This is a genomic window from Zafaria sp. Z1313 (assembly GCF_050563205.1).
Lineage (GTDB): Bacteria > Actinomycetota > Actinomycetes > Actinomycetales > Micrococcaceae > JAZDCJ01.
Genome location: NZ_JBNWUK010000002.1, coordinates 32,410 through 59,245, shown reverse-complemented (window position 1 = coordinate 59,245; position 26,836 = coordinate 32,410). Strand labels below are relative to the sequence as shown.

Genomic DNA, 26,836 nt, shown 5'->3' with positions numbered 1-26,836 from the left:
GCCGTGGGCCGGGACTTCTCCGCCTGGGACGAATCGGACGTCCGCGTCCGCCCGAACAAGAAGGGCAGCCGCCCCCGGACCAAGGACCGTCCGGCGCACGAGGACGCCGTCACGGGCCGGATCGTGACGGTCGACCGCGGCCGCTACACGGCGATCCTCGACGAGGACACGCCGCGGGAACGCCTCGTCGTCGCCGCCCGCGCCCGCGAGCTGCGCCGCTCCCCCGTGGTCCCCGGGGACTTCGTGGGCCTCGTGGGCGACACGAGCGGGGCCCCCGACTCCCTCGCCCGGCTCGTGCGGATCCAGGACCGCAGCACGGTGTTGCGGCGCAGCGCGGACGACACGGACCCGGTGGAACGCGTCGTGGTCGCCAACGCGGACCAGCTCGTCGTCGTCGTCGCGGCCGCCAATCCCGAGCCGCGCACGGGATTCATCGACCGCGCCCTGGTCGCCGCGTACGACGCCGGAATCCACCCGGTCCTGTGCGTCACCAAGGCCGACGTCCGCGACCCCGGTCCGCTCCTGGAGAACTACCGCCACCTCGACCTCGACATCGTCGTCAGCCGCAGCGCCTCGGCGTCCGCCGACGGCATCGACGCACGCAGCGCCGACGGCGCCTCCGCACGGCTCGACGCGGCCGCCGTCGAGGAGCTCTCCGGGCTCCTGGCCGGACAGGTCAGCGTGGTGATCGGGCACTCGGGCGTCGGCAAGTCCACCCTCGTCAACGCCCTGACGGGGGCCGAACGGGCCACGGGCGGCGTCAACGCGGTCACGGGCCGCGGGCGGCACACCTCCTCCTCGGCGCTCGCGCTCCGGGTCCAGGACGCCCCCGCCGGGACCTGGATCATCGACACGCCGGGCATCCGGTCCTTCGGCCTGGCCCTCGTGGAGCCCGGGAACATCCTCGGCGCGTTCGACGACCTCGAGCCCGCCGCGACCGCCTGCCCCCGCGGGTGCTCCCACGCCGAGGGCGAACCGGGCTGCGCCCTCGATGCGTGGGTCGCCGAGGGCCGCGCCGGGGCCCAGGGGGCCGCCCGGCTGGCCTCCTTCCGGCGCCTTCTGGGCTCGGAGGACGCCGCCGACACGAAGGAGCTCGGGAGCGTCTAGCCGCGGTGCCGCTGGGGTAGCTTGGAACCCATGACCCGCGACGTGATGAACTACAACGACGACCTGCGCCTGGCGCACGTCATCGCCGATTCGGTGGACTCCCTGACCCTGTCCCGCTTCAAGGCGCAGGACCTCGTGGTGGAGACGAAGCCCGACCTGACGCCCGTTTCCGACGCGGACAAGGCCGCCGAGGAGGCCATCCGCGGACAGCTCGCCCGGTCGCGTCCGCGGGACGCCGTGCTCGGAGAGGAGTTCGGCAGCAGCGGCCACGGTGCGCGCCGCTGGGTCATCGATCCGATCGACGGGACGAAGAACTTCGTCCGGGGCGTCCCCGTCTGGGCCACGCTCATCGCCCTCGTGGACGAGGGCCGCCCCGTCGTGGGCGTCGTCTCCGCGCCGGCGCTCGGCCGCCGCTGGTGGGCCGCCGAGGCGATGGGCGCCTACACCGGCAAGTCCCTGGCCTCCGCGAGCCGGCTCGGCGTCTCCCAGGTCTCCGCGCTCGGGGACGCGTCGCTGTCCTATTCGAGCCTCGGTGGCTGGCGGGAGCGCGGGCAGCTCGAGAACATGCTGCAGCTGCACGACTCGGTCTGGCGCACGCGCGCCTACGGGGACTTCTGGTCCTATTGCCTCGTCGCCGAGGGGGCCGTCGACATCGCGTGCGAGCCCGAACTGAACCTCTACGACATGGCGGCCCTCGTCCCGATCGTGACGGAGGCCGGCGGCCGCTTCACCTCGCTCGAGGGCGAGGACGGATGCTTCGGCGGCAACGCGCTCGCCACCAACGGCCTGCTCCACGACCCGGTGCTGGACGTCTTCGCACGCGGCTGAGCCCCCCGTCACGCCCGCCGCCGCTCCCCTGCCGGCGCGAATTGCCAAGCCGCACGGCGGGATGCCATATTTAGGCATGGCTAAAAATTGGGTGGCGGGTCGGCGCGGACCCGGACGCGGGCCCCGGGGCGGCGCGGCCGTCGTCGTACTGGCCCTCCTGGCCGCCCTCGCCGGATGCGCCGCCCCCGCGGCGGGGGGCGGGGACGGCTCCCGGCCCGTCGTGCTGACCACGTTCAGCGTCCTGGCCGACCTCGTCGGCCGCGTGGGCGGCGACCGGGTCGAGGTCGTCTCCATCACCAAGCCGGGCGCGGAGATCCACGGCTACGAGCCGACGCCCTCGGACCTGGTCCGGATCCACGAGGCCGACCTCGTCCTCGACAACGGGCTGGGGCTCGAGCGCTGGTTCGAACGCTTCGTCCGCGGCCTCGACGTCCCCCACGCCGTCCTCTCCGAGGGGATCGAGCCCGTCGACATCGCCCTCGGCGCCTACGAGGGCCGTCCCAACCCCCACGCCTGGATGTCCCCCGTCCAGGCCAGGACCTACGTCGACAACGCCGAGCGGGCGCTCGCGGAGCTCAGCCCGGACGACGCGGCCTACTTCGCCGCCCGCGCCGACCGGGTGCGCGGGGAACTGCGCGGGCTCGAGGAACGGGTCCGGGAGGGCCTGCGGGCCAACCCCGGAGCCGCGCTCGTCAGCTGCGAAGGCGCGTTCTCCTACCTCGCGCGCGATCTGGGCCTGCGCGAGCATTTCCTCTGGCCCGTGAACTCCGACGCCGAGGGGACCCCCCGGCAGATCCGGGAGCAGATCGCCTTCGTGAAGGAACACCGGGTCCCCGCGGTCTACTGCGAGTCGACGGTCAGCGCGGACGCCCAGGAACGCGTCGCGGCGGAAACGGGAGCCCGGCTCCTCGGCCCGCTCTACGTCGACTCGCTCTCCGGGCCGGACGGCCCGGTCCCCGACTTCATCACCCTCCTGAACCACGACCTCGACCTCATCCTGGAAGGGCTCGACCATGCCCCGTGATCCCCGGCCGGGGCCGCCGGCCATCGACGTCTCCTCACTGACCGTCCGCTACGGGACCGTCGCCGCCCTGGAGTCCGTGGACTTCCGCCTGCCGGCCGGCGAGCTGTGCGGCCTCATCGGCGTCAACGGCAGCGGCAAGTCGACCCTCTTCAAGTCCCTCATGGGCCTCGTCGCGCCGTCGTCGGGAACCGTGCGCCTCTTCGGCGGCGGCCCCGGCGCCGCGCGCAAGGCCGGACGCATCAGCTACGTCCCCCAATCCGAGGCCGTGGACTGGGACTTCCCCGTGAGCGTGCACGACGTCGTGATGATGGGCCGCTATGGCCACATGGGTCTCTCCCGGCGGCCGGCCGCACGGGACAAGGCTGCCGTGGCCGAGGCGCTCGGGCGTGTGGACCTGGCCGGGCTCGCCGGGCGCCAGATCGGCGAGCTCTCCGGCGGGCAGCGCAAGCGGGCCTTCGTGGCCCGGGGCCTGGCCCAGGAGGCCGGGCTGCTCCTGCTCGACGAGCCGTTCGCCGGCGTCGACCGCGTCTCCGAGCGCATGATCTCCGCCGTGCTGGAGGAGCTGCGCGCCGAGGGACGGACGATCCTCATCTCGACGCACGACCTGGCCGGTGTCCCGTCGCTGTGCACGAGCGCGCTGCTCCTGCACCGCCGGGTGCTCGCCACCGGGGCGCCCTCCGAGGTGCTGACCGAGGCCAACCTCGCCCAGGCCTTCGGCACGAGTCACGAGGAGGCCGGCGCATGAGCCCCCTCGAATGGCTCGCCGAGCCCTTTGGCTACGGTTTCATGGCCAACGCCTTCACCGTCACCCTCGCCGCCGCACTCGTCTGCTCCGTCCTCTCCTGCTGGCTCGTGCTCATGGGATGGGCACTCATGGGCGACGCGATCTCCCATGCCGTCCTGCCCGGCGTGGCGCTGTCCTACATCCTCGGGATCCCCTTCGCCATCGGGGCCCTCGCGTTCGGGCTCGGGGCCGTCTACCTGATCGGCGGCCTCCGCTCCACGACCCGGCTCAAGGCCGACACCGCGATCGGCGTCGTCTTCACGGCGCTGTTCGCGCTCGGCCTCGGCATCATCTCCCGGACGCCGAGCCAGGTCGACCTGGGGCACATCCTCTTCGGCAACGTCCTGGGCGCCGGCCCTGCCGAGGTCGCGCAAGTGGTCGGCCTCGGTGCCCTGACCCTCGGCGTCGTCCTCCTGCTGCGCAAGGACTTCACGCTCCTCGCCTTCGACCCCGTCCACGCGCACGCCATCGGCCTCAACGCCCGCATCCTCAACGCCGTCCTGCTCGGGCTGCTCGCCTTGACGGTCGTCACGAGCCTGCAGGCCATGGGCATCATCCTGGTCGTCGCGATGCTCATCATCCCGGGGGCGACCGCGTTCCTGCTGACCCGCCGCTTCGGACGCATGCTCGCGACCGCGGCGGCCCTCGGGGTCGTCTCGGCTGCCGTCGGGATCTACGCCAGCTACTACCTCGACGTCTCCACGAGCGCCGCCGTGGTCTTGTCCCAGGCCTCGATGTTCCTCCTCGCGTACCTCGGCGCGCCCCGCACGGGCCTCGTTCCGCAGGCGGTGCGGCGGCGTAGGCTGGTGGCATGAAGCTCTCGAGCAACGAGGAAGACTACCTCAAGGCGGTCTACGGGCTCGGCGAATGGGATCCCCGCCCCGTGACCACGGGCGCGATCGCCGCCCGCCTCGGCGTCGCGCCGGCCTCGGCGACGACGATGGTGTCCAAGCTGGCGGGCCGCGGCCTGCTTGAGCATCCACCGTACGGCGCCGTCACGCTGACGCCCGAAGGCCGGCTGGCCGCCTTGGGCGTGGTGCGCCGGCACCGCCTCCTGGAGACGTTCCTCGTCGGCGAACTCGGCTACCGCTGGGACGAGGTCCACGAAGAGGCAGAGCTCCTGGAGCACACGGTGTCGCGGCGGTTCATCGACCGCCTCGACGAGCGCCTCGGGTATCCGGCGGCGGATCCGCATGGAGACCCGATCCCCGCGGCCGACGGCACGCTGCGCCTGCCCGACGCCGTGCGGCTGGACCAATCCGATGCCGGGGGCAGCGCTGTCGTCGTCCGCGTCAGCGACGCCGACCCGGGCTTCCTCCGCCGGTGTGCCGAGGCCGGGATCGTTCCCGGAAACACCCTCGACGTGGCCGGCCATGGCTTCACCGGGGAACAGGCGGCCGCGATCTGGGTGCGCCCGCTCTCCCCCGCACGCTAGCCCGCCAGGGGCGCGGCACCGGCGTCGTGCTCCGTGCGGCCAGTCGTCCAGTAGCGCCTCAGCGCGCCGCGCGCCGGCCGCCGGGACGGCGTTGCCTGGACTCCCCTGCCTCGCGCAGGGCACGCGCCTCCTCGGCCCGCCGGCCGCGCTGGCGCCACGTCAGGAAGGCGCTGACTCCCGTCAGCAGGAGCATGACGGCGCCGGGCCAGACGCGCCCGATGCCGAACAACAGCCCCGATCCCAGCAGGAACAGTCCGTGGGCGACCATCGGATGGACGGGCCAGCCGATGCGGCGCTTGGCCTGGGGCGCCATGTAGAGGCCCCAGAAGACGATGAGCGGCGCCAGGGCGATCAGGACGGCCACGACCGGCGGCAACGGCAGGACCTCGATGGCCAACAATCCGGCCGCGCCCAGCAGGGCGACCTCAAGGATGAAGGCCAGGGCCCCAGCGGCGTCGACCGCGGGCGCCCGCCGGGAGTCCGCCCCAGGCTGCTCCTGCATGCGTCAACCTCTCCGTCGTCGGATTCGTCCACCGCGGCCGATGCGGACCGGCCACCGTCAACCATTGTATGCACCACCGCCGCCCGGGCGTGCAGGAGGGTCTTAACGACGCGATGCCGCGGAACCCGGGCCAATCCGGGTTCCGCGGCATCGCGGCTGAAAAGTGGAGATGGGGGGAATTGAACCCCCGTCCGATGTGGTGTTGCCAGGTCTTCTCCGGGCGCAGTCTGCCTCGGGGTTTCTCTGCCCCAGCAGCCTGCAGGCAAACAAGCGGCTGGACCCTCACGGGCTCCCCTGGGCACAGTCACCTAAAAGTCCCGGACACCCCGGTGACGAGGGTATCCAGCAGTGGCCATCTAAATGACGTCAGGATCAGGGCCGATGGCTATCCCTGGCTGACGGACCGTCCGGCTGCTTAGGCAGCGAGAGCGAAGTCAGTGCGCTTAGATTCGGCACTTATTGGTTTGCAGAGGGCGTTTCCGAGATAACTCTGCATCCTCGGCCCGCTTCTCCTGTCGCGACTCACATCGTCGAAACCGATCATCCCCGTATGTACTTCTCAAATCGCGGGCTGGCCCGCACCGTTCCCGCGGCGAACCGCGGGACATCAACTATAACCCAGGAACGCCCGGATGTATTCCACCTCCGGCCAGGACGCCGGACGGCGCCGTTCAGGCGCTGCGGCGGTTGCGTTCGCGCATGGCGCGCAGGGCCTCGCGGTTGTCCTGCTTCTCGCGCAGCGTCTGCCGCTTGTCGTACTCCTTCTTGCCCTTCGCAATGCCGATCTCGAGCTTGGCCCGGCCGTCCTTGAAGTACAACTGCAGGGGTACGATCGTGAAGCCGGACTCCTGGATCTTCCGCGCGATCTTGGTCAGCTCCTCGCGGTGGAGCAGGAGCTTGCGCCGGCGCCGTGCCGCGTGGTTGGTCCAGGACCCGTTGAGGTACTCCGGGATGTAGACGGCTTCGATGTACAGCTCGTCGCGGTAGAACTGGCCGAACCCGTCCACCAGCGAGGCCTTGCCTTCGCGCAGCGACTTGACCTCCGTGCCCGTCAGCATCAGACCGGCCTCGTAGGTCTCGAGCACGTGGTAGTCGTGCCGCGCCTTGCGGTTGGTCGCGACGACCTTCTGTTCCTTCTCACGGGGCATGGCGACCTCCTTCGCTGGTGATTGGTTCACGCCAATGGCAGGAGACCATCCTACGCTACAGCAGGCCCAGCGGGTTCACGGCCTGGCCGTCGAGGATCGTCTCGAAGTGGAGGTGGCATCCCGTGGAGTTGCCCGTGCTGCCCACGTAGCCGATGACCTGGCCCCGGCTCACGTTCTGGCCCGGCGCGACCGTGTAGTAGGACATGTGGTGGTAGTTCGTCGCGAGCGCGTGGCCGTTGACGACGCCGTGGCTGACGGTGACCTTGTTGCCCGAGCTGCCGGACCGCGAGGCGAACCAGACCTCTCCCGCCGCGGCCGCGTAGATCGGCGCACCGCACGAACCACCGAAGCCCCAGTCGACGCCGGCGTGCACGTAGCCGCCGCGGCCGCCGTAGTCGATGGTCCCGGCCGGGGTCGGCCGCCAGCCGAAGCCCGAGGTGATGTATCCGCCCGACGCGGCGGGGCTGCGCAGGCCCCACGAGCTGGACGACCCGGAGGAGGCCGCTTCCTTGTCCCGTGCGTCCTTCGCGCGGGCGGCCGCCGCATCCGCCTCGCGCTGCTTCTTCGCGGCGTCGGCGGCGCGCTCGCGGCGCGCACGGTCCGCCGCCTCCTGGCGGGCCTTCGCCTCGGCCTCGGCCTTCTTCCGGGCCTCGGCCTCGCGGCGACGGCGTTCCTCGGCCTCGCGCTTGAGGCGTTCCTGCCGTTCCTTGATCTCGGCGAGCACTTGCGCGTGCTCCGCCTCGTGGGCCTGGATCTGCTCCTGGATCTGGGGGCGCTTGGCCTGCAGCTCGCGGCTGATCGACTCCGCCTTGCTGATCAGGGAGTCGACGTGGCGCTTGGACTCCGCCGCCTCGTCGCGGGCCGCCTGCTCCTTGACGAGCGCGGCGTCCGCCTTGATCTTGAGGCCGCGGATCTCCTCCTCGACCGCCACGAGGCGGACCTGGGCGTTGCGGTCGGTGGCATGCTGCTGGCTGAGGCGGTCCAGGGCCGCGTTCTGGCTCCGCAGGGCCTGGTCCGCGAGGTCCATGCCGCTCGCGAGGTTCCCGTCCGCGGAGGCCTCGAGGAAGAGGCTGAGGTTGCTCGACATGCCGCCGCGCTTGTAGGCCTGCGTGGCGATCTGCCCGATGATCTTCCGGGTCTCCTCGAGCTTGTCGGCGTCGTCCGCGATCTGCCGGTTGATCTGGTCACGCGTCTGCTGCGCCGCGGCGACGCGCTGCCCCAGGGCGGCGACCTCGTCGCTCGCCGTCTGCACCCGCCCCTGCGCCTCGGCGAGGGCCTGCTGCGCCGCCGGGAGCTGGGCCTGGTAGGACTTGAGCTCGGCCGCGGTCTTCTGGATGTCGGCGTCCAGGAACTCGAGATCGGACTCCAGGGAGTCGATGTTCTGCTCGATCTTGTCCTTGCGGTTGTCGAGCTCGTCGGCATGCGCCCCCGAGGATCCCAGGGCCAGGACCAGCAGGGTCGCGAGCGCACCGCTGAGGGCCCTCTGGGGTACCGGGCACCGCGGTGACTCTGCCACGCGTGGATCCTCTCGCTCGTTCCGGGCCCGGACCGCGCGGAAGCACGGATCGGGATCGTGGGTGGACTGGCTAAACCTTCAGGTAGCGCCTCAAGGTTAGCATCGACGATACACCAGCCAGGACCGCGCCCAGCAGAAGCAGGGCCGGCGACACGAGGAGGACCTCCCCCGTGGAGATGAACGCCGTGTCCGGATAGTCGCGCGCCAGGCGGCCGTCGATGAGGAAGTGGGCGACGGCCCACAGCGACGCGGAGGCCATCAGGGCGCCGATGAGGGCCGCGATGACGCCTTCGAGGACGAACGGCAGCTGGATCACCGCCTTCGACGCCCCGACGAGCCGCATGATCCCGGTTTCCCGCCGCCGGCTGAAGGCGGAGAGCCGGATGGTCGTGGCGATCAGGAGGACCGCGCAGACGATCATGATGCCGGCGATGCCCACGGCCACGAGCGAGGCGATGTTCATGATGGAGAAGATCTTCTCGAGCAGCTCCCGCTGGTCCACGACGACGTCGACGCCGGGCATCGAGGAGAACAGCTCGTTGATGACCTCGTACTTCTCCGGGTCCACGAGCCGCACGCGGAAGGACTCCGGAAGCTGTTCCGCGGTGACGGTGTCGACGATCGGCGAGTTCTCGAACTGCTCCCGGAAGTGGCCCAGGGCCTGTTCCTTGGTCTCGTGCTCGTAGCTGTCGATATAGGGCGTGACGGCGGCCGAGTTCATGAGCGACTCGATATCGTCGCGCTGGGCGTCCGTCACGGCCCCGTCGGCGCAGGTCTGGGAGCCGAAGTCGTCGCCGCACAGGAACACGGCGACCTGCACGCGGTCGTACCAGAAGCCCTTCATCTGGTTGATCTGCAGCTGCAGCAGGGCGGCCCCGCCGACGAAGGACAGCGAGATGAAGGTCACCAGCACTACGGAGACGACCATGGAGAGGTTGCGGCGCAGGCCGGAGCCGATCTCGCCGAGGATGAACGCGAGCCTCACGCCTCGTCCTCCTCGGTGTCGAAGGGTGCGATCGCCTGGTCCGCGGGCCGCAGCTCGCGGGAGCCGTCCTTGCGGATGACCGGGATCATCGCCGTGTACTCGCCGCCCGCCTCGTCGCGGACCACCTTGCCCGCCTCGAGCTCGATGACGCGGCGGCGCATCGAGTTCACGATGTCGTCGTCGTGCGTGGCCATGACCACCGTGGTCCCGTTCTGGTTGATCCGGTCCAGGACGTTCATGATGCCGACGCTCGTCGCCGGGTCCAGGTTGCCCGTCGGCTCGTCGGCCAGCAGGATGCCCGGCCGGTTGACGATGGCCCGGGCGATCGCGACGCGCTGCTGCTCGCCGCCGGAGAGCTCGTTGGGCATGCGCTTCTCCTTGCCCTCGAGCCCGACCATCTTGAGCATGTCGGGCACCGTCTCGCGGATCATTCCGCGGCTCTTGCCGATCACCTGCATCGCGAACGCCACGTTGCCGAACACGTCCTTGTTGGGCAGCAGGCGGAAGTCCTGGAAGACGACGCCGATGCCGCGCCGCAGGCGCGGGACGCGCCACGAGGGGATGCGGGCCACGTTCTGCCCGGCCACGTGGACGGAGCCCGAGGAGGCGCGGTCCTCGCGCAGCACGAGCCGCAGGAAGGTCGACTTGCCCGAGCCCGACGGGCCGACGAGGAACGCGAAGTCCCCCCGGTTGACTTCGAGGTCGATTCCGTCCAACGCGGGGCGCGAGGTGCGGTCGTAGACCTTGGTGACGTGCTCAAATCTGATCATGGCGGTTCCGCCCGCTCAGGCCGCCGGTCGTCGGCCGTGGGCGCGGGGCTTTGGCTGGGGGAAGGTACGGCACCGGCACTGAGCACTCTAACGGGGGCGCGGCGGGCGGCGGCTCAGGCGGGGACGCGTGTCGCCCGTTCCCCCGGAGGGTCCGGGGAAACGGGCGGGGGTACGACGCCGGAGTCCGGCTGGCGCGGTCAGCGGACGGCGAGCGGCGCGCCCGTCGCCGCGACGACGTCGTCGACGCCCACGCCCGGCGCGGTCTCGACGAGGACGAGGCCGTCCCCGGTCACGTCGATCACGGCCAAGTCGGTGATGATCCGGTGGACCACTCCTTTGCCCGTGAGCGGCAGCGAGCATTCCTGGACGATCTTCGGACTGCCGTCCTTGGCCACGTGCTCCATCAGGACGATGACGCGCGCGGCGCCGTGGACCAGGTCCATCGCCCCGCCGGGGCCCTTGACCATCTTCCCGGGGATCATCCAGTTGGCCAGGTCGCCGGCCGCGGAGACCTGCATGGCCCCCAGGATGGCCGCGTCGATCTTGCCGCCGCGGATCATGCCGAAGCTCGTCGCGGAATCGAAGTAGGAGGCGCCGGGGTTGACCGTGACGGTCTCCTTGCCGGCGTTGATCAGGTCGGGGTCGACGGCGTCCTCCGTGGGATACGGGCCGACGCCGAGGATGCCGTTCTCCGACTGCAGGACAACGGTGCGCTCCGCCGGCACGTAGTTCGGCACGAGGGTCGGCAGGCCGATGCCGAGGTTGACGTAGTCGCCGTCGTTCAGTTCCAGGGCCGCCCGCGCGGCCATCTGCTCCCGGGTGAGCGCCATGGTCAGGCACCTCCTTCGCCGCGCACGGTGCGCTTCTCGATGCGTTTTTCGATGCCGGTGCCGACCTCGACGATCCGGTGCACGTAGACGCCGGGCAGGTGGACGGCGTCGGGATCGATCTCGCCGGCCTCGACGAGCTCCTCGACCTGCGCGATGCAGACCCGGCCGGCCATCGCCGCCGGCGGAGAGAACTGGCGGGCGGCCTTGTTGAAGACCAGGTTCCCGTGGCGGTCCCCCTTGAGTGCGTGCACGAGGGCGAAATCGGTCACGATCGCCTCTTCGAGGACGTACTCCGCCTCCGTCCCGCCCGGCGCGAACGTCCGCACGTCCTTGGGCGAGGAGGCCTGAAGGACGTTCCCCTCGGCGTCGTACTTCTGCGGCAGCCCGCCGTCGGCGACCTGCGTTCCCACTCCCGAGCGCGTGTAGAAGGCGGCGATGCCGGCCCCGCCGGCCCGCAGCTTCTCGGCGAGCGTGCCCTGGGGGGTGAGTTCGAGCTCGAGCTCGCCGGAGAGGTACTGGCGGGCGAACTCCTTGTTCTCCCCCACATAGGACGAGGTCATCTTGCGGATGCGTCCGGCCTGCAGCAGGACGCCGAGCCCCCAGCCGTCGACTCCGCAGTTGTTCGAGACGACCGACAGGTCCGTGGCACCCTGGTCCAGCAGCGCCTCGATGAGCTGGATCGGATTCCCCGACAGCCCGAACCCGCCGACGGAAAGCGACGCCCCGTCGGGGATGTCGGCGACCGCCTCGGCCGCGGATGGATAGCTCTTGTCGATGGCCACGTGATACCTCCCGTTGCTGCGGCGCGGTGCGCCGGGGCCGCGCGGCGTTGCGCGGCGGTGTCCGCGTCGGAGCATCCCCTGGGGGGACGCCGACGTCCAGCTCCGATCGTATCGGGCGCCGTGGCGCGAGTCACACCGGGATGGCATCCGGCGCGCCGGCCGGGACTACTCCGCCTGGGTGCGGGCGTTGGCGCGCCAGCGGATGCCGGCGTCGATGAAGTCGTCGATGTCCCCGTCGAGCACCGCCCCCGTGTTGCCGACCTCGTGCTCGGTGCGGAGGTCCTTGACCATCTGGTAGGGGTTCAGGACGTAGGAGCGCATCTGGTCGCCCCACGAGGCCTTGACGTCGCCGGCGAGCTCCTTCTTCTTCGCGTCCTCCTGCTCCTTCTTCAGCAGCAGCAGGCGCGACTGCAGGACGCGCAGCGCGGCGGCGCGGTTCTGCAGCTGGGACTTCTCGTTCTGCATCGAGACCACGATCCCGGTGGGCAGGTGGGTCAGGCGCACCGCGGAGTCCGTGGTGTTCACGGACTGGCCGCCGGGGCCGGAGGACCGGAAGACGTCGACCTTGATCTCGGCCTCCGGGATCTCGATCGAGTCGGTCTGCTCGATGAGCGGGATGACCTCGACCGCCGCGAAGGAGGTCTGGCGGCGGCCCTGGTTGTCGAACGGGCTGATCCTCACGAGGCGGTGGGTGCCGGCCTCGACGGAGAGCGTCCCGAACGCGTAGGGGGCGTTGACCTCGAAGGTCGCCGACTTGAGCCCGGCCTCCTCGGCGTAGGAGGTGTCCATGACGGCCGTGGGGTAGCCCTTGCGTTCCGCCCACCGCAGGTACATGCGCATGAGCATCTCGGCGAAGTCCGCGGCATCGACGCCGCCGGCGCCGGCACGGATCGTGACGACGGCGGCGCGCTCGTCGTACTCGCCGGACAGGAGGGTGACGACCTCCAGCTCGGCGAGTGACTTGTGCAGGGCGACGAGCTCCTTCTCGGCCTCGGCGAGCGTGTCGGCGTCGTCCTCCTCCTCAGCGAGCTCGACCATCACCTCGAGGTCGTCGATGCGCCCGGCGAGCTTCTCGAGCCGGGCGAGGTCGGACTGCCGGTGGGAGAGCTTCGACGTGATCTTCTGCGCCTCGGAGGGGTCGTCCCAGAGGTCCGGGGCGCCGGCGAGCTCGGACAGGCGGGCGACGTCGGCCTTGATCGTCTCGATGTCGGTGACGGCCTCGATGGAGGCGTAGGTGGACCGGAGGTCGCGGATTTCCGCGGGAAAGTCAGTTGCAGCCATGGTGCGTCTAGCCTACGTCATGGGGCTCGGCCGCCCCGTGTCCACTCCGCCGCGACGGACTCGCGCCCGTGGGCGCGAGAGGGCGGGGCGTCAGCGCGAGAGGACGGAGCGGGAACTCGACTCGACCGTGATGGGCACTCCCCCGGGGACGAACCAGCCGACGATGGGCGGGTCGGCGACCGCGGTGAGGCGGACGTACGCCGTCGTGCCGTCCCCGTGGGCCTCGGCCGCCCCGATGCCGAGACCGCGGAACCGGGCGGCGGCCCGGGTGTCGGTGAGATAGCCGCGGACGGTCGACTCGACGGCGGCGTCGGAGAGCCGGAGCGAGACGTCCTCGGCCGAGGGGTCCAGCGAGAAGTCGTCCGCCGCCGCGGTGGCCGCTCCGTCCGCGACGCTCAGGAGCCGGCGGGCCTCGAGGTTGACCGCGGTCGCCGCCAGCATGGCGCTGATGGTCAGCAGCGCGATCACGACGTAGCCGATGACGAGGATCATCGTCTGCCCCTCCTCGCCGGAGGGGGACGGCGGACGGGCGTCACGGCGGCTCATCCGAAGCGCTCCACGCGGTGGGTGGCCGTGGCGGAGGCCGAACCGATCCCGGCGTTGACCCCCGGAGGCAGGAGCGGCAGCTCGATGGCCACCTCGACCTCGACCGTGACGGTGGTTCCGGGTTCCAGGCAGGGACCGCTGCAGGAGTAGCTCAGCGTGGCCGACGAGGCCGGGAGTCCCATGGCAGAGGCCCCGCGGGCGGCGGCGTCCTGGGCCCGCGCGCGGGCCGTGGCCTCGTCGGGTGCACCGACGAAGACCTTGGCGGCGTGGTCCGCCGCGCCTATGGCCGCGTACGAGGCCGCCTGCACCTGCGACGCGGTGATGATGAGGTAAACCAGCGGCACCAGCAGGACAACACCGAGGAAGACGAACTCGATCACGGCCGATCCCTGCTCGCCGTCGCGCAGCCGCCGGGCGGCGCCGACCAGTCGCGCCGCGGGCTCACCCATAGCGGACAGCCTCGCCGTGGACCTCGAGGGTTCCGAACAGCGGAAGGAACCCGATGAGGGGCAGATGCGTGTCGACGGTGATGCGCAGGGACGGCTGTCCACCGCTCGTTCCGGTCTCGTGGCTGACGCCGTGGGCGAAGGCCTGGCTGAGGCTCGAGCCGATGATGTCCCGCGTGCGTTGCGCGCCCTCGGCCGGAGAGCGGTCCGCGAGCGTGCCGTAGCGCGCGCCGGCCGCGGCGGCGTCGACGAGCGTGTTGCGCACGTGCAGGACGAGGGCCAGCTGGACCACGGAGAGGAACACGGCCGTCAGGAGGGCGACGACCATGACGAATTCGGCGACGGCCGACCCGTCCTGGCCGGGCCTGGCCGCCTCTGGGGGTCCCTGGTGCACGGACGGTCCTCAGCCCAGGCCGGAGACCCTGTTGATGGCCTGCTCGAAGAGCTCGGCCAGGCGCGGACCGGCAATGGCCAGTAGCGCGGCGACCAAAACGGCGGACATGAGGGTGATCATCACCCAGCCCGGAACATCTCCCCGTTCGTCGCGCCGGAGCCTGTCTACACATCCTCCGAGGTGTGCCATCGCCCCGAGGAAGGCGCCCATCACGGCTTCCTGGGCCCGGCTCAGTGAGTGCTTCATCGTCGTGCCTTTCGTTGGTGGTTCAGTGGTTTTCGTCGGTGGCCCGCCGTCACGGCGGTGCCTGGTCACAGGTTCAGGTCCAGCAGTGAGAGGCCCGGATAGACGGCGAACACGATCGTCAGCGGCAGGATCCCGAAGACGACGGGCGCCAGCATGCCGATCTCCTTCTTGCCAGCGGTCTCCATCAGCTCGCGCTTGGCCGCGTCGCGGACGTCCTGGGCCTGGGCGCGCAAGACGCCGGCGATCGGCGTACCGCGTTCGGAGGCCACGTTGATGGCGTCGACGAAGCGCGTCATGGCGGGCAGCTCGACGCGGCCCTCGAGCCGCCGCAGCGCCTCTGCCAGCGGGACGCCGGCCCGGACATCGGCCAGCGTGGCCGTGAACTCGTCGGCCAGATCGCCCTTCGAGGTCCGTCCGATCCGTTCGATCGCCCCGATTGTGCTCTCGCCGGCCCCGACGGCCAGCGCCATGAGCTCGGCGGTTCCCGGGAACTGCCCCAGGATCCTGCGGCCCCGCCGTTGGATCTGCTCGCCGAGGTACCACTCGCGCAGGAGGAACCCCCCTGCGGTTGCCCCGACGACCAGGACGACGGCCAAGGCCGGATTGAAGCGGCCCGCCACCGCGGAGAAGACGAGGTAGGCCGTCGAGGCCAGGAATCCGAGGCCGGCCCAGACGAGCTGCTGGGCCCGGAAGTCCGCCGCCCCGATCGACAGGCCGGCCTTCTTGAGTCGTTGATCGAGCGATTCGCCGAGCGGATTGATCCGGTTGAGCCACGCGACGGCGTCCAGCAGGATCGGGGCGAAGATCCGTCCGAGCGGGCCGAACGGGGATTCGCGCCCGACCTGGCTTCCGGCCAAGAGCCGCGAATCGGTCCGCCCCGAGCGCAGCTGCGGCGCGACCCGGTCGGCGAAGCTGGTCTGGCGCATGGCAGGAAGCCGTACGAAGGCGAGCCACAGTCCGCCTCCGAGTGCGAGGCCGGCGAAGACGGCCCAGGCCACGGGCGCGCTCACTTGATGATCCGTTCTTCCTGGGGCAGGGAGCCGATGCGGAGCATGATCCGGTAGCAGAGCACGGAGATGCCGAGCCCGGCCAGCAGGACGAGCGCGCCGGTGACGCTCGAGTAGGCGCGGACGGCCTGCGGTTGGCTGGCGAGGAGGAGCAGGATGACCCACGGGGCGGCCACGGCGAGCCGGGCCGCGTTGACGGTCCAGGATTGGCGGGCTTCGAGCTCGCCCCGGGTCCGGGCGCTGTCCCGCAGGAAGCTTCCGAGGGTCGCGAGCATTTCTCCCAGGTCCGATCCGCCGACCTCGCGCGTGATGCGCAGGGCGGCGATGACCTTGTCTGCCACCGGGTCCGCCAGTCGCTGGCGGAGCCGTTCCACGGACTCGTCGAACCGGGCGGTCGCGCGGTAGTCCAGGGCGAAGTCCGTGAAGGCCGGACGCAGCTGTTCCGGCCCCTTGGTTCCGAGCTGTCCGAGCGCCTCGGGCAGCGACAAACCGGCCCGGATGGCCGAGCGCAGGTGGTCCACGACGTCGGGCCACTGACCGCGCAGGGCCCGCGACCGCTGTCCCGCGCGCCACTTCACGGCCGCCCAGGGCACGGCCGCTCCGAAGGCCCCGAAGAGCAGCGCGATGACGGGCCCCGCGGTGAAGAGGAAGACGAGCAGCGCCACGACGACGCCGCAGACGGTGGAGGCCCAGACGAATCCCCCCTGGGTGACCTTTTCCATGCCCGCCTGCAGGAGCAGCAACTGGACGCGACCGGGACCGGAAGGCCGCGCGGAGCCGTGTGGTCGGGGCCAGAACGACCACCACACCATCATCGCCCCGATCCCGAGGACCAGTCCCAGCATCAGGCTCATGAGGCTGCCGCCAGCATCTCGTGGGGATCGAAGCCGGCCCGGGACAGCTTCTCGTGGCCCAGGTCGGCCGACGCATCCAGCCCGAGCTCGCCGTCGCGCCGCGAGAACAGCTGGGAGGACTCGATGACTCCGTTCTCCACGCGGCGCCCGAGCTTGACGATCTCGGCGATCTGGCGCCGGCCCGAGACCGCGCGCTCGCAGTGGACCACGAGGTCGATGCAGGAGGCGACGGTGGGGACCACGAAATGCGAGGAGATGTTCTCGCCCGCGAGCAGCGGCAGGGTGCAGATCTTGGTGATGGCGTCGCGCGCGCTGTTGGCATGGACCGAGGCCATGGCCGGAAGCCCTGCGTTCATGGCGATCAGCATGTCCAGTGCCTCCGCCTCGCGGACCTCGCCGACGATGATGCGGTCGGGCCGCATCCTCAGGGCCTCCTTGACGAGCCGGCGCATGTCGATCTCGCCGCCGCCTTCGAGGTTGGCCTGCCGGCACTGCATGGAGACCACATCGCGGAGCTTCACCTTGAGTTCGAAGATCTCCTCGATCGTGATGACGCGTTCACGGCTGCCGATCGAGGACGCGAGGCAGTTCAGCAACGTCGTCTTGCCGGCCTGCGTGGCGCCGGAAACCATGATGTTCATCCCCGCCGCGACGGCGGAATGCAGGTATCCCGCGGCCTGGGGAGTCAGGGATCCGAGCTCGACGAGGTGATCCAGGCGCACGGCCCGGGCGATGAACTTCCGGATGTTCACGGACCAGTGGCGCCGGGTGATGTCGGGGATGACGACGTGCAGGCGGGAGCCGTCGGGCAGCGCGGCGTCGACGAAGGGCGACGACAGGTCCAGGCGGCGCCCTGAGGACTTGAGCATCCTCTCCACGAGCAGCTCGACCTGGCCGGCGTCGAGGCGGATCGAGGTCAGCTCCGACGTGCCGCCGCGGGCCGCGAAGACCTCGGTGGGTGAATTGATCCAGATCTCCTCGACGGTTGGATCGTCCAGGAGCGGCTGAAGCGGACCGAACCCCGCGACGGCGTCGAAGACCGTCTTGGACGTGTCCTCCAAGGCGCCGAGCCGGGGCAGCGGCCCGACGAGGGATCGTGCGTCGTAGTCCCGCACCGCGTCCTCGACCAGCCGGCGCACTTCGGCCGACTGGCGTGCGGGATCCAGTCCGCGCCGACGGATCAGTTCGCGGACCTCGTCCTCGATGATGCGGACGCCGTCCATGCCGGACCTCCCCCCTTGGGCTTCCGCGCGACGCGTCGGCCATTTCGTCGATGTGATGGATTCTCCAGCTCCCCAGCGAGATTACCCACGCCGACACGACGTTCACAAGCGGGACCTCCGCGAGCTGTGGATTTCGCCGGGTTTTCCACAGCTGTCAATTACGGGCCCCGGCCGGGCCCTCCGCCCCGATAGCGTTCTGAAGGCCGGACCGTGCACAGGAGGAACATGACACTGCACCTGACCGTCTCCGTGGCCGTGGACGCGGGGCTCGAGACACGCCGTTTCGAGGTTCCCGGCCCCGGCCTGCCCACGGGAGCCGAACTCGGGGCCGCCTTGGAGCAGGCCGGATGCGCCGCACCGCACTACGTCGATGCGGATCCCCTGCCGGCGCTCGGACCGCTCCCGAGGCACGGCCACCTCCACGTCACCCCCTTTCCCCGCACGTCGCCGGGCACGGAGGGCCCGCCCCCGGTCTGGCTCGTCGTGGACTCCGGCCCCGACGCGGGCCAGGCACGCCCCTTGGCCCGTGGCACGCACACCCTCGGCCGCGGCGACGTGGACGCACGCGTCCTGGATCCGGCCCTGTCCAGGGAACACGCGCGGATCGTCGTCGACGGGACGTCGGTGACCTTGCGCCCTTCCACGTCCGGCGAGCGCCGGCTGGGCGTCGGCGATCGGTTCACGCTGGGCGGGACGGCGTTCCGCCTCGATGCCGCGCCACGGTCGGGCCCCGTTTCCGGGCGCCTCCCGGAGCCGGTTGATCCCGGCCCGCCACCGGGCCCCTCCCGCCCGTGGCTCATGCTCGTGGGCGCCCTGCTGCCGCTGCTCGTCGGCGTCGTGCTGGCCGTGACCCTGGGAACCTGGATCTTCCTGGCGTTCTGCGCGATCGGCTTGTTTACTGGCGGCATCCCGGCCGTGCTCGAGCTGCGGGCGCGGCGACGCAGGGGCCGCTCGCTCGGCGCGGCGTCCGCGGACTACGTCCGTCGGCTCGACGGGGCCGCGCCGGGGCTCGGGTCGCTGGCCCTGGCGGCGGCGTCCGGACGCGTGGCACCGGGCGACGGAGGAGGGCCGGCCGTCCTCCGTCTCGGCTCGGGAGGCATCGACGTCCCCTTCAGGGACCGGGGCACCGAGCCCGACCCCGCGCGCACGGCGCGGACGCATCGTGCCGAGGGTCCTGTCGTGGTGGGGCTGCGTCCGGGCGGGGTCGGCGTCGTGTCGGGTCGGGGTACGACGGCGGCGTCGGCCTTCCGCGCGCTCGTCGCCCAGCTCGCGGTCCGCGCCGCGGGCGGCGGCCCGCTCGTGTACCTCGCTGGAGACCTTCCGGAGCTGCCGGTCCAGCTCCGCCGCGTCCGCAACGTCTTCTGCATCGCGGCCCCGGAGGACTTCCCGGCCTCCGGAGTGCGGCGTCCGGCCACGATCGTCGCGGCCGGCGACGCGGCCGCCTGGCAGGAGGCCGTCCCCGGCCCGGGGGAATCCGGCCCGGCCTTCCTCCTCCACGGGTTCCCGGGCTCCACGGTCCCGGACTGGCATCTGGAGGCGACCGCGGCCCGCTGGCGCGGCGACGACGTCGCCGGACGATCGGGAGGGGGAACCCTGGACGTGGACGGCATGTCCTTCGACTCCCTGGCCCGGCTCGCCGAAGACCTGGCGGATGACACCGGAGCAGCGGACCACGGCGGAAGCGGCCCGTTGCCGCGGCACGTCGCCCTCGAGGAGCCCGCACGTGCATGGACCGGTTCGTGCGGTTCTTCCCTGCTCGTCCAGCTCGGAGCCACCGGCTCCGGCCCGCTGGTCCTGGACCTGGTCGCAGACGGTCCGCACGCCCTCGTGGCGGGGACGACGGGATCCGGCAAGTCCGAACTCGTCCGCTCGGTCGTCACGTCCCTGGCCATGCGGTACGGGCCCGACGAGCTGGCGTTCCTCCTGGTGGATTTCAAGGGGGGAGCCACGCTCGGCCCGTTCGCGTCCCTCCCCCATACGCAGGCCATCGTGACGGACCTCTCGGCCGCCACGGCGGAACGGACCCTGGAGTCCCTCGGGGTCGAGCTCAAGCGGCGGGAGTCGCTGCTCCAACGCGCCGGGGCCCCCGACTACGCCACGTACCGCTCGACGGCGGGGCCGGAAGGCGAGGCGCTGCCCCGCCTCGCCGTCGTCGTGGACGAGTTCCGCATCATGACCGACGAACTGCCCGGCGCCCTGCCCGAGCTCCTGCGGATCGCCGCTGTCGGACGATCCCTCGGCGTCCACCTGCTGCTGGCGACCCAGCGCCCCCAGGGCGTCGTCTCCGCCGACCTCCGGGCGAACATCAACGCCGTGGTCTGCCTGCGCCTCCTCAGCGCCTTCGATTCCAACGACCTGCTGGGATCGGCCGCGGCCGCGGCCATCGACCGCAGGCTCCCCGGGCGGGCCTACCTCCGGCGGGGCACCGAGGACGCCGTCGAGTTCCAGGCCGCCCACGCGGGTGGGACCCAGTCCCGATGGTCGCTGCTGCCCCTCCCTCCCACCGTGGGCCGGACGCCCGCCCCGCTGCGCTTCGACTCCCCCCGGACCCACGAGGAGCAACCCGTGGAACGGCTCTCGCGTCTCGGGTCGGGCCACGTCCGGCCCCGGCCCGTCGCCCGCGTCTTCGCCCCCGGGCTGCCGGCGGCCCTGTCCTCCGTCCCGAGGCGCTTCCGGCAGGACGCCCCGGCCGGGTCCGTACCCCTGGGGCTGCTGGACGACGTCCCCGGACAGCGCCTGCGCGCCTGGTGCTGGGATCCGTCCCGCGAGCGCCGGCTCGCGGCGACGGGCGGTCCCGACGGCGGGATCGCCGGTCTGGCCCGCCAGCTCGTCCAGGGCGCGGCCAGGAGGGAGCCCGAGTGCCACGTCTACGTCCTGGACGGGGCAGGCTTCGTCCCGGAGGCCCCGCTGCTGCCGCGCGTCGCAGGAGTCGTCACGCCACGCGACGCCGAACGGATGGAGGACGTCCTCGCCCTCGTGGAATCCGCCACCGACTCCGGGGCCGAACGCGTCCTCGTGGTCACCGGCCTGGCCGCCTGGGCCGCCGCCCTCGGAGGAGCGGGATTCGCCTCCTTCGACGACCGTCTGGCCGCACTGGCCCGCAGCGCTGAATCGCTGGGCCTCGCACTGGCGGTCCTCGGGGACCGCGACCTGACTTCCTCGCGCTACTTCTCCCTCGCGGAGCACCGCGTCTACTGCCCCCTCGGGCTCGGACCCGAGACCGTCCTCGGCTGGCCGCGCCTGCGCCCGGTCGACGCGGTACGGGGGCGGGGCGTCCTCACGGGTCCTGGCCGGCCCGAGAGCGGCACGGCCCTGCAGCTCATCGGCGCGGACCGCGATGCGGGCCACGCCGCCGTTCCGGCGCCGGAACCCGGCCTCCCGCCCGCCCGGTCGCTGCCCTTGCCGACGGCGGCCGTTCGGCACCCGACGGCCGGCGGCACGGTGGACGCCTTCGCCGTGACGGGACCCGACAACCGCCCCTGGGTTTGGGACCCCGGGCCCGTCGGGCTCCTCCTCGGCGGTTCCGGCAGCGGCAAGAGCACTGCGCTGAGGAGCCTGGCACAGCTGCTTCCGGGCCGGCCTGCGGTCCTGTCACCGGCCTCGGGCTGGCCCGATCCGGACGCCCCCGAGACTCCGGCCGCCGGACCGCGCTGGGTCCTCGTCGACGACGCGACCGACATCACCCCGGGACAGCGCGCCGTCCTCGAGGGCTGGCGTGCGGCCGGGGCACGCATCGTCATGGCCGCCGAGCCGTCGTCGCGCCTGTTCACCGAGCTGCCGCTGGCCCAGGCCGCCAGGGCCCCGGGCTCGGTCATCCTGCTCGATCCGCGGCATGCCTCCGACGGTGACTTCGCGGGATGGCGGGCGCCCGTGCTCCGTGAACGGATCCCGGGCCGCGCAGCGGCGTGGATCGACGGAAGGCTGCGCTGGATCCAGTGCCTGCTGCCCGACGACGGGCCGGCCCGGGCGGACTACGCGGAGCGCGCCTCGTAGAAGGAGAGGGTCTTCGTGTTGAAGAGCAGAAGCAAGGCGGCCGCGGCGGGAACCAGGAGCAGGACTCCGAGCCACAGCGTCTCGCCACCGACGAGGGGAACGGCCAGGATGACCTGGAAGACCTGCCAGACCAGCGCGGCGGCCCGCGTCCAGGAGCGGCCGCGGAACACGTTCAGCGCCACCCAGCCCTGCCAGGCCGCGGCACCCAGGATCAGGACCAGCAGGAAGACCCTGCCCGCGGGGGCGAGAGGTCCCGGTGCGGCGAGCTGGGCGGCGAAGACCACTCCCACCGCGATCATCCCCAGGGCCTCGAGCAGCACGATCAGTCCGACCGCGGCGGCCTGCCAGGGACGGTCGGCGCGCTGCGGCGCGGGAACAGGGGCGGAGGGGTTTCGGGACATCACGCCTTAGATCCTATCGGCGGCCGCACCGCAGCTCGTGCGGCCGCCGTCCTCCCACCGGGCAACGGCGAACCGGGTCCGGAGCGGCGCCTCCCCGGCGCCCCCTCCACGCCGGCGGCGTGTGATCAATGCCTCAGGGCCCCTGCGCGAATTCCTGCTCCCGATCCCTTGTTTACGTTTACGTAACATGAAAGCCTTGGTAGGCGGTTGTTCCGGAGCGTTGCTACGCTCCGTTTTCTTTCGGCCGCAGGTCCCGCCGGCCACCCGTGCCGGCCCGGACCGCCACCAGACACCTAGCTACCAAGGAGCATCAACAAGCATGGATTGGCGTAGTCGCGCAGCCTGCCTGGACAAGGACCCCGAGCTGTTCTTCCCCGTGGGGAACACGGGGCCGGCCCTGCTCCAGATCGAAGAGGCCAAGAGCGTCTGCCGTCGCTGTCCGGTTGTCGACACCTGCCTGCAGTGGGCGATCGAGTCCGGTCAGGACGCCGGCGTATGGGGCGGCATGAGCGAAGACGAGCGACGCGCCCTCAAGCGCCGCGCCGCCCGCGCCCGCCGCGCCTCCTAGCAAGGACCCGTACCGGGCCTGCGGCACCACCGCGAGGAGGAATGCCGCCGGGTCCGGAGTCCGGGACCCCGTTCCGGGACACGAGGGGCCGCACCCATCGGATGCGGCCCCTCGCGCATGCCACCCGCCACGCATCCCGCCGCCCCCTGCGCGGGCCAGCGGGCCCGTGGGCCCGTGGGCCGCAAGCGTGATGATTCCGTGCCGGCCAAATCCCGGATTCGCACAGCCCGGGTGGCTACGATCATGGGGTGACGGAACAAGGACGCGACCCCATGATCGGGCGCCTCATCGGTGGGCGCTACGACGTGCATACCCGCGTGGCCGCGGGTGGAATGGCCACCGTCTACGTCGCCACGGACGTCAAGCTCGAGCGCGAGACGGCCATCAAGGTCCTCCACCCGCACCTCTCCGTCCAGCCAGAGGTCCTCGCCCGCTTCCGGCAGGAGGCCGTCACGGCGGCGCGCGTGAGCGACGTCCATGTCGTCAACGTGCTCGACCACGGGGTGGAGGACGGCGTCGCGTACCTCGCCATGGAGTACGTCGAGGGACGCACGCTGCGCGAGATCCTGCGGAAGGAGGGGCCGCTGCCGCCCCGACAGGCCCTCGCCTACCTCTCCGCCATCGTCGCGGGCCTCGCCGCCGCGCACGGCCAGGGGCTCATCCACCGGGACATGAAGCCGGAGAACGTCCTGCTCTCGAACAGCGGCGCCATCAAGGTCGCCGACTTCGGCCTCGCCCGGCCCACCCACGAGTACACGGAGGCCTCCCTCGGGGCCCTGGCCACCGCCGCCTACGTGGCACCCGAGATCGTGAACAACCGTCCCGCCGACGGTCGGAGCGACATCTACTCCGTGGGCATCATGCTCTTCGAGCTGTTGACCGGGCGGCAGCCGTTCACGGGCGATCTGAACGCCGTGCTCTACCAGCACGTGACGGCCGACGTCCCCGCCCCCTCGGCGCTCCTTCCCGGCCTCGCCCTCGACCTCGACGAGCTCGTGCTGCTCTGCACGGCCCGGGACCCCGAAGACCGGCTGCAGGACGTCGTCGCGCTGCAGGAGGAGCTCCAGCACATCAGGACCACGCTCTCCGACGCGGAGCTCGACTACGGCTCCGGATCGCGGGCCGCGCAGCACACGGGCGGCACGCGCCCTGCCGGCGGGGCGGGCGTCCCGGGCGGACACCCGACGGCGGCGCTCGACCCGGATTCACCCCCCACCGAGGCCATCGGAGCCGCGGGCAATCCCACCGAGGCGATCGCCCCGGACGGCCACGCGACGCGGGCCTTCGACTCCTTCCACGACCGGACCACGGCCCTCCCGTCGCACCGCGACAGCACGAGGGCACTCCCCCGCTTCGCTCCCGGCGACGGAGGACCCGCGGCGGACGACGGCGGTGCGGAGCCCGGCGATGCCGACGGCGGCTACCCAGCCGACGACGGCCGCCCTGGCCACGGCAGCCCCGGCCGCGTCGGTCCGCACCGCCTCGGCTCCGGCTCCGCCGCCGGGACCGCCCCTCACCCCACCGCCCGGCAGCAGCGCAAGCAGGCCAAGCAGGAGCGGCGGGACTGGAAGCGCGAGGCGCAGACGCCCGTGGTCCAGCTCGGGCGGGGCACGGCGCGCCGCCGCGGTTGGATCTGGGCCGTCGTCGTCGTGCTCCTCGCGGCGCTTCTCGGCACGGCCGGATGGTTCTTCGGCGCGGGACCCGGGGCCGCCGTCGACGTGCCGCGCTTCGAGGGACGGCCGGTGGCCGACGCGGCCTCGGCCCTGGACGGGCTCGGCGTGGACCACTCGCAACGCGAGGTGTTCGACGAAGTCCTCGATTCCGGTCTCGTGGTCGGCAGCGAGCCGGTCGGCGGCACGCAGATCCGCCGCTTCCAGTCCGTCGAGCTCCTCGTGTCCAAGGGCCCCGAGCTGTTCACGGTCCCCAATCTCGTCGGCCGCGAATCGGCGCAGGCCGAGAAGGCCCTGGAGGACGGCCAGCTCGCGGCGGGCGATGTCTCGGAGCGCCACGACGAGTCCATGCCCGCCGGCCAGGTCGTCTCCCAGGACCCCGGCCCGGACGAGCAGGTCCGCCGCGGCACGGAGGTCTCCTTCGTCGTCTCCCAGGGCCCCGCTCCCGTGGACGTCCCGGACGTCACGGGACGCACCGCGGAGGACGCCGAGCAGATCCTCCGCTCCGCCGGGCTCGTCGGCGAGGACACGGGCGAGGAGTTCAGCCGCACGGTCCCGGAGGGGGCGGTGCTCTCCCAGCAGCCGGCGGAGGGCCGGCTCGAACGCGGATCGACGGTCGGCTATGTCCTCTCGAAGGGGCCGCGGATGGTGGAGGTCCCGAACGTGAGGGGACGGCAGCTGGGCGCGGCCCGCGCGGCCCTCGAGGAGCTGGGCTTCACGGTCGAGGTCACCGAGGGGACCTTCGGCATCATCTTCAACACCGTGGCCACGCAGGATCCCGCGGGCGGCACGGAGCTGCCGGAGGGCTCGACGGTCACCCTGGGCGTCGTCTAGCGCGGACCACGGGCCGGCGGCGTCGCTGACGGGCCCCACCCGGGGCGACACCGAACGTCGGGCACGGCAGGCACCGCCCACCGGTGCCCGGACAGTACGACGCCGGAGGGCGGGCCTCCGTACGGAAGCCCGCCCTCCGGCGTCGCACTGCGTGGGCTGATCAGCCCCGCTGCCCGCGCTGGGCCAACGCCCCGGCGACGAGGAAGGACATCTCGAGGGACTGGCGGTGGTTCAGCCGCGGGTCGCAGACCGACTCGTAGAGGTCGTCGAACTGCTCCTCGCGGATCGGATCCGCTCCACCGAGGCACTCGGCGACGTCGTCGCCCGTCATCTCCACGTGCAGTCCGCCCGGGAAGGTGCCGAGGGAGTCGTGGACCTCGAAGAAGCCGCGGACCTCGTCCATGACGTCGTCGAAGTTGCGGGTCTTGTAGCCGTTCTGGCTCGTGACCGTGTTGCCGTGCATGGGATCGGTGACCCACAGGACCTGCGCCCCGGAGGCCGTGACCTTCTCGACGAGGTTCGGGAGCTTCTCCCGGATGTTCTTCGCGCCCATGCGGGTGATGAAGGTCAGGCGGCCCGGCTCGCGCTCGGGGTCGAGCTTGTCGATGAGCGCGAGCGCGTCGTCGGGGCTCGTGCCCGGGCCGAGCTTGACGCCGATGGGGTTGCGGACGCGGGAGAGGAAGTCCACGTGCGCGCCGTCGAGCTGGCGCGTGCGTTCGCCGATCCACAGGAAGTGCCCCGAGGTGTCGTACGGCAGTCCCGTGCGCGAGTCGGTCCGGGTCAGCGCCCGCTCGTAGTCGAGCAGGAGCGCCTCGTGGGCCGCGAAGAACTCGGTGCGCTTGAGCGCCTCGAAGTCCGCCCCGCAGGCCTCCATGAACCGCACGGCGCGGTCGATCTCCGCGGCGAGCGACTCGTACTGGGAGTGCGCGGGGTTGGAGCGGAAGCCCTGGTTCCAGTTGTGGACCGAGCGCAGGTCGGCGAAGCCGCCCTGTGTGAAGGCGCGGATGAGGTTCAGCGTCGCGGAAGAGGTGTTGTAGGCCTTGACCAGGCGGGCCGGATCGTGGGCCCGCGACTCCTCGGTGAACTCGTAGCCGTTGACGATGTCGCCGCGGAACGCCGGCAGGGTCACGCCGTCGCGGGTCTCGGAGTCGGAAGAGCGCGGCTTGGCGAACTGCCCGGCCATGCGGCCCATCTTCACGACGGGCAGCGAGGCGCCGTAGGTCAGCACCACGGCCATCTGCAGGATCGTCTTGACGCGGGCGCTGATCTTGTCCGCCGTCGCGCCGTCGAAGGTCTCCGCGCAATCGCCGCCCTGGAGCAGGAAGGCCTTGCCCTGGGCCGCGTCGGCCAGGCGGGAACGGAGGATGTCCACTTCGCCGGCGAACACGAGCGGCGGGAGCGCCGAGAGCTCCGCCACGGCCCGGGCGTGCGCGTCGGTCCCGTGCCAGCTCGGCTGCTGCTGGATGGGCAGCGTGCGCCAGACATCCAGGCCGGGATCGGCGGCTGGGCCCGCGACGGGCTGGACGGGTGGGGTGGTTACGGCAGTCGATTCACTCACCCCTCAAGACTAGACCGCGGTCAAGCGGCGTCACATTCGGGCGTAAAGCTCGGCGGGGGCGCCGTTCACAGTGCACGCACCGCCCCTGCGTGCGCATACCGCAC

General features: G+C 71.8%; 26 protein-coding genes and 1 other RNA gene. 9 read left to right on the top strand and 18 right to left on the bottom strand.

Translation table 11 applies throughout. From position 1 onward, the window contains the following. The first annotated feature begins 3 nt into the window (after positions 1 to 3). The 6 genes from ACQ3I4_RS03515 to ACQ3I4_RS03490 all read left to right on the top strand — a co-directional run bounded on the left by ACQ3I4_RS03515 (position 4) and on the right by ACQ3I4_RS03490 (position 5,178). A complete protein-coding gene (locus ACQ3I4_RS03515) occupies positions 4 to 1,107 on the top strand; it encodes a ribosome small subunit-dependent GTPase A (RefSeq protein WP_329863045.1) in 1,104 nt (367 codons plus the stop codon). A gap of 30 nt (positions 1,108 to 1,137) precedes the next feature. Next, positions 1,138 to 1,935, top strand: coding sequence for a histidinol-phosphatase (hisN, locus tag ACQ3I4_RS03510; protein ID WP_430632815.1), 798 nt, complete (start codon positions 1,138 to 1,140; stop codon positions 1,933 to 1,935). Positions 1,936 to 2,011: 76 nt separating this feature from the next. Then, the gene (locus tag ACQ3I4_RS03505; protein WP_430632814.1) at positions 2,012 to 2,959 is read left to right on the top strand and encodes a metal ABC transporter solute-binding protein, Zn/Mn family; all 948 of its coding nucleotides are present in this window, start codon (positions 2,012 to 2,014) and stop codon (positions 2,957 to 2,959) included. After that, entirely contained in the window at positions 2,949 to 3,704 is a 756-nt protein-coding gene (locus tag ACQ3I4_RS03500; protein WP_329863040.1) for a metal ABC transporter ATP-binding protein, read from the top strand. The genes ACQ3I4_RS03505 and ACQ3I4_RS03500 overlap by 11 nt, the downstream gene beginning before the upstream one ends. Further along, complete coding sequence (locus ACQ3I4_RS03495; RefSeq protein WP_329863038.1) at positions 3,701 to 4,558, top strand: metal ABC transporter permease; 858 nt, start codon at positions 3,701 to 3,703, stop codon at positions 4,556 to 4,558. The genes ACQ3I4_RS03500 and ACQ3I4_RS03495 overlap by 4 nt, the downstream gene beginning before the upstream one ends. After that, a complete protein-coding gene (locus ACQ3I4_RS03490; protein ID WP_329863036.1) occupies positions 4,555 to 5,178 on the top strand; it encodes a metal-dependent transcriptional regulator in 624 nt (207 codons plus the stop codon). The genes ACQ3I4_RS03495 and ACQ3I4_RS03490 overlap by 4 nt, the downstream gene beginning before the upstream one ends. A 58-nt stretch (positions 5,179 to 5,236) precedes the next feature. Here the strand turns inward: ACQ3I4_RS03490 and ACQ3I4_RS03485 are convergent, their stop codons facing one another. The 16 genes from ACQ3I4_RS03485 to ACQ3I4_RS03410 form a co-directional block, all read right to left on the bottom strand. Then, positions 5,237 to 5,680: a DUF2568 domain-containing protein gene (locus ACQ3I4_RS03485; protein WP_430632813.1), complete on the bottom strand. Its 444-nt coding sequence runs from the start codon at positions 5,678 to 5,680 to the stop codon at positions 5,237 to 5,239. Positions 5,681 to 5,841: 161 nt separating this feature from the next. Then, positions 5,842 to 6,228, bottom strand: a transfer-messenger RNA (tmRNA) gene (gene ssrA, locus ACQ3I4_RS03480). 123 nt (positions 6,229 to 6,351) lie between these two features. Continuing rightward, entirely contained in the window at positions 6,352 to 6,828 is a 477-nt protein-coding gene (gene smpB / locus ACQ3I4_RS03475; protein ID WP_329863032.1) for an SsrA-binding protein SmpB, read from the bottom strand. Positions 6,829 to 6,883: 55 nt separating this feature from the next. Then, entirely contained in the window at positions 6,884 to 8,344 is a 1,461-nt protein-coding gene (locus ACQ3I4_RS03470; RefSeq protein ID WP_329863030.1) for a peptidoglycan DD-metalloendopeptidase family protein, read from the bottom strand. Between the two features lie 70 nt (positions 8,345 to 8,414). Beyond that, on the bottom strand, positions 8,415 to 9,329 hold the full coding sequence (gene ftsX / locus ACQ3I4_RS03465) for a permease-like cell division protein FtsX (protein WP_329863028.1): 915 nt from the start codon (positions 9,327 to 9,329) through the stop codon (positions 8,415 to 8,417). Beyond that, a complete protein-coding gene (gene ftsE / locus ACQ3I4_RS03460; RefSeq protein WP_329863026.1) occupies positions 9,326 to 10,099 on the bottom strand; it encodes a cell division ATP-binding protein FtsE in 774 nt (257 codons plus the stop codon). Before ftsE ends, ftsX begins: the two co-directional genes overlap by 4 nt. Positions 10,100 to 10,296: 197 nt before the next feature. Further along, positions 10,297 to 10,929, bottom strand: coding sequence for a CoA transferase subunit B (locus ACQ3I4_RS03455; protein ID WP_329863024.1), 633 nt, complete (start codon positions 10,927 to 10,929; stop codon positions 10,297 to 10,299). 2 nt (positions 10,930 to 10,931) lie between these two features. Next, positions 10,932 to 11,711 carry a CoA transferase subunit A gene (locus ACQ3I4_RS03450; RefSeq protein ID WP_329863022.1) on the bottom strand — a complete coding sequence of 260 codons (780 nt, stop codon included), beginning with the start codon at positions 11,709 to 11,711 and terminating at the stop codon, positions 10,932 to 10,934. A gap of 165 nt (positions 11,712 to 11,876) precedes the next feature. After that, a complete protein-coding gene (gene prfB, locus ACQ3I4_RS03445; RefSeq protein WP_430632812.1) occupies positions 11,877 to 12,992 on the bottom strand; it encodes a peptide chain release factor 2 in 1,116 nt (371 codons plus the stop codon). Positions 12,993 to 13,082: 90 nt separating this feature from the next. Then, on the bottom strand, positions 13,083 to 13,538 hold the full coding sequence (locus tag ACQ3I4_RS03440; protein ID WP_329863019.1) for a hypothetical protein: 456 nt from the start codon (positions 13,536 to 13,538) through the stop codon (positions 13,083 to 13,085). Continuing rightward, positions 13,535 to 13,987 carry a hypothetical protein gene (locus ACQ3I4_RS03435; RefSeq protein ID WP_430632811.1) on the bottom strand — a complete coding sequence of 151 codons (453 nt, stop codon included), beginning with the start codon at positions 13,985 to 13,987 and terminating at the stop codon, positions 13,535 to 13,537. The genes ACQ3I4_RS03440 and ACQ3I4_RS03435 overlap by 4 nt, the downstream gene beginning before the upstream one ends. After that, a complete protein-coding gene (locus ACQ3I4_RS03430; protein ID WP_430632810.1) occupies positions 13,980 to 14,378 on the bottom strand; it encodes a TadE family protein in 399 nt (132 codons plus the stop codon). Before ACQ3I4_RS03430 ends, ACQ3I4_RS03435 begins: the two co-directional genes overlap by 8 nt. 9 nt (positions 14,379 to 14,387) lie before the next feature. Beyond that, positions 14,388 to 14,567, bottom strand: a complete 180-nt coding sequence (locus tag ACQ3I4_RS03425; protein ID WP_329863053.1) for a hypothetical protein — start codon at positions 14,565 to 14,567, stop codon at positions 14,388 to 14,390. Positions 14,568 to 14,689: 122 nt separating this feature from the next. After that, on the bottom strand, positions 14,690 to 15,634 hold the full coding sequence (locus ACQ3I4_RS03420) for a type II secretion system F family protein (protein WP_430632809.1): 945 nt from the start codon (positions 15,632 to 15,634) through the stop codon (positions 14,690 to 14,692). Then, the gene (locus ACQ3I4_RS03415; protein WP_329863014.1) at positions 15,631 to 16,485 is read right to left on the bottom strand and encodes a type II secretion system F family protein; all 855 of its coding nucleotides are present in this window, start codon (positions 16,483 to 16,485) and stop codon (positions 15,631 to 15,633) included. The genes ACQ3I4_RS03420 and ACQ3I4_RS03415 overlap by 4 nt, the downstream gene beginning before the upstream one ends. Further along, positions 16,482 to 17,708 (bottom strand): CpaF family protein, encoded by a 1,227-nt coding sequence (locus ACQ3I4_RS03410; protein WP_329863012.1) that lies wholly within the window; start codon positions 17,706 to 17,708, stop codon positions 16,482 to 16,484. Before ACQ3I4_RS03410 ends, ACQ3I4_RS03415 begins: the two co-directional genes overlap by 4 nt. Positions 17,709 to 17,933: 225 nt before the next feature. On the opposite strand from ACQ3I4_RS03410, the gene ACQ3I4_RS03405 reads away from it, so the two are divergent. Continuing rightward, positions 17,934 to 21,701, top strand: coding sequence for an FtsK/SpoIIIE domain-containing protein (locus ACQ3I4_RS03405; RefSeq protein WP_329863010.1), 3,768 nt, complete (start codon positions 17,934 to 17,936; stop codon positions 21,699 to 21,701). On the opposite strand, the gene ACQ3I4_RS03400 is transcribed toward ACQ3I4_RS03405, so the two are convergent. After that, positions 21,680 to 22,102 (bottom strand): hypothetical protein, encoded by a 423-nt coding sequence (locus ACQ3I4_RS03400; protein WP_329863008.1) that lies wholly within the window; start codon positions 22,100 to 22,102, stop codon positions 21,680 to 21,682. The genes ACQ3I4_RS03405 and ACQ3I4_RS03400 overlap by 22 nt on opposite strands. Positions 22,103 to 22,421: 319 nt before the next feature. Here ACQ3I4_RS03400 and ACQ3I4_RS03395 point away from each other — a divergent pair, with 319 nt between their 5' ends. Next, positions 22,422 to 22,670, top strand: coding sequence for a WhiB family transcriptional regulator (locus tag ACQ3I4_RS03395; protein ID WP_068738138.1), 249 nt, complete (start codon positions 22,422 to 22,424; stop codon positions 22,668 to 22,670). Positions 22,671 to 22,942: 272 nt separating this feature from the next. Continuing rightward, positions 22,943 to 25,174 carry a PASTA domain-containing protein gene (locus tag ACQ3I4_RS03390; protein WP_430632808.1) on the top strand — a complete coding sequence of 744 codons (2,232 nt, stop codon included), beginning with the start codon at positions 22,943 to 22,945 and terminating at the stop codon, positions 25,172 to 25,174. 160 nt (positions 25,175 to 25,334) lie between these two features. On the opposite strand, the gene ACQ3I4_RS03385 is transcribed toward ACQ3I4_RS03390, so the two are convergent. Continuing rightward, positions 25,335 to 26,732: a class II 3-deoxy-7-phosphoheptulonate synthase gene (locus tag ACQ3I4_RS03385; RefSeq protein WP_430632807.1), complete on the bottom strand. Its 1,398-nt coding sequence runs from the start codon at positions 26,730 to 26,732 to the stop codon at positions 25,335 to 25,337. Positions 26,733 to 26,836: the final 104 nt, after the last annotated feature.

Excerpts from the sequence above, each read along its gene's own strand:
- ftsE (WP_329863026.1), bottom strand. The coding sequence starts at position 10,099 with ATGATCAGATTTGAGCACGTCACCAAGGTCTACGACCGCACCTCGCGC.
- ACQ3I4_RS03405 (WP_329863010.1), top strand. The coding sequence starts at position 17,934 with ATGACACTGCACCTGACCGTCTCCGTGGCCGTGGACGCGGGGCTCGAG.
- prfB (WP_430632812.1), bottom strand. The coding sequence starts at position 12,992 with ATGGCTGCAACTGACTTTCCCGCGGAAATCCGCGACCTCCGGTCCACC.
- ACQ3I4_RS03400 (WP_329863008.1), bottom strand. The coding sequence starts at position 22,102 with ATGTCCCGAAACCCCTCCGCCCCTGTTCCCGCGCCGCAGCGCGCCGAC.
- ACQ3I4_RS03425 (WP_329863053.1), bottom strand. The coding sequence starts at position 14,567 with ATGGCACACCTCGGAGGATGTGTAGACAGGCTCCGGCGCGACGAACGG.
- ACQ3I4_RS03435 (WP_430632811.1), bottom strand. The coding sequence starts at position 13,987 with ATGGGTGAGCCCGCGGCGCGACTGGTCGGCGCCGCCCGGCGGCTGCGC.
- ACQ3I4_RS03490 (WP_329863036.1), top strand. The coding sequence starts at position 4,555 with ATGAAGCTCTCGAGCAACGAGGAAGACTACCTCAAGGCGGTCTACGGG.
- ACQ3I4_RS03390 (WP_430632808.1), top strand. The coding sequence starts at position 22,943 with ATGATCGGGCGCCTCATCGGTGGGCGCTACGACGTGCATACCCGCGTG.
- ACQ3I4_RS03455 (WP_329863024.1), bottom strand. The coding sequence starts at position 10,929 with ATGGCGCTCACCCGGGAGCAGATGGCCGCGCGGGCGGCCCTGGAACTG.
- smpB (WP_329863032.1), bottom strand. The coding sequence starts at position 6,828 with ATGCCCCGTGAGAAGGAACAGAAGGTCGTCGCGACCAACCGCAAGGCG.
- ACQ3I4_RS03415 (WP_329863014.1), bottom strand. The coding sequence starts at position 16,485 with ATGAGCCTGATGCTGGGACTGGTCCTCGGGATCGGGGCGATGATGGTG.
- hisN (WP_430632815.1), top strand. The coding sequence starts at position 1,138 with ATGACCCGCGACGTGATGAACTACAACGACGACCTGCGCCTGGCGCAC.
- ACQ3I4_RS03485 (WP_430632813.1), bottom strand. The coding sequence starts at position 5,680 with ATGCAGGAGCAGCCTGGGGCGGACTCCCGGCGGGCGCCCGCGGTCGAC.
- ACQ3I4_RS03395 (WP_068738138.1), top strand. The coding sequence starts at position 22,422 with ATGGATTGGCGTAGTCGCGCAGCCTGCCTGGACAAGGACCCCGAGCTG.
- ACQ3I4_RS03505 (WP_430632814.1), top strand. The coding sequence starts at position 2,012 with ATGGCTAAAAATTGGGTGGCGGGTCGGCGCGGACCCGGACGCGGGCCC.
- ACQ3I4_RS03440 (WP_329863019.1), bottom strand. The coding sequence starts at position 13,538 with ATGAGCCGCCGTGACGCCCGTCCGCCGTCCCCCTCCGGCGAGGAGGGG.
- ACQ3I4_RS03410 (WP_329863012.1), bottom strand. The coding sequence starts at position 17,708 with ATGGACGGCGTCCGCATCATCGAGGACGAGGTCCGCGAACTGATCCGT.
- ACQ3I4_RS03500 (WP_329863040.1), top strand. The coding sequence starts at position 2,949 with ATGCCCCGTGATCCCCGGCCGGGGCCGCCGGCCATCGACGTCTCCTCA.
- ACQ3I4_RS03495 (WP_329863038.1), top strand. The coding sequence starts at position 3,701 with ATGAGCCCCCTCGAATGGCTCGCCGAGCCCTTTGGCTACGGTTTCATG.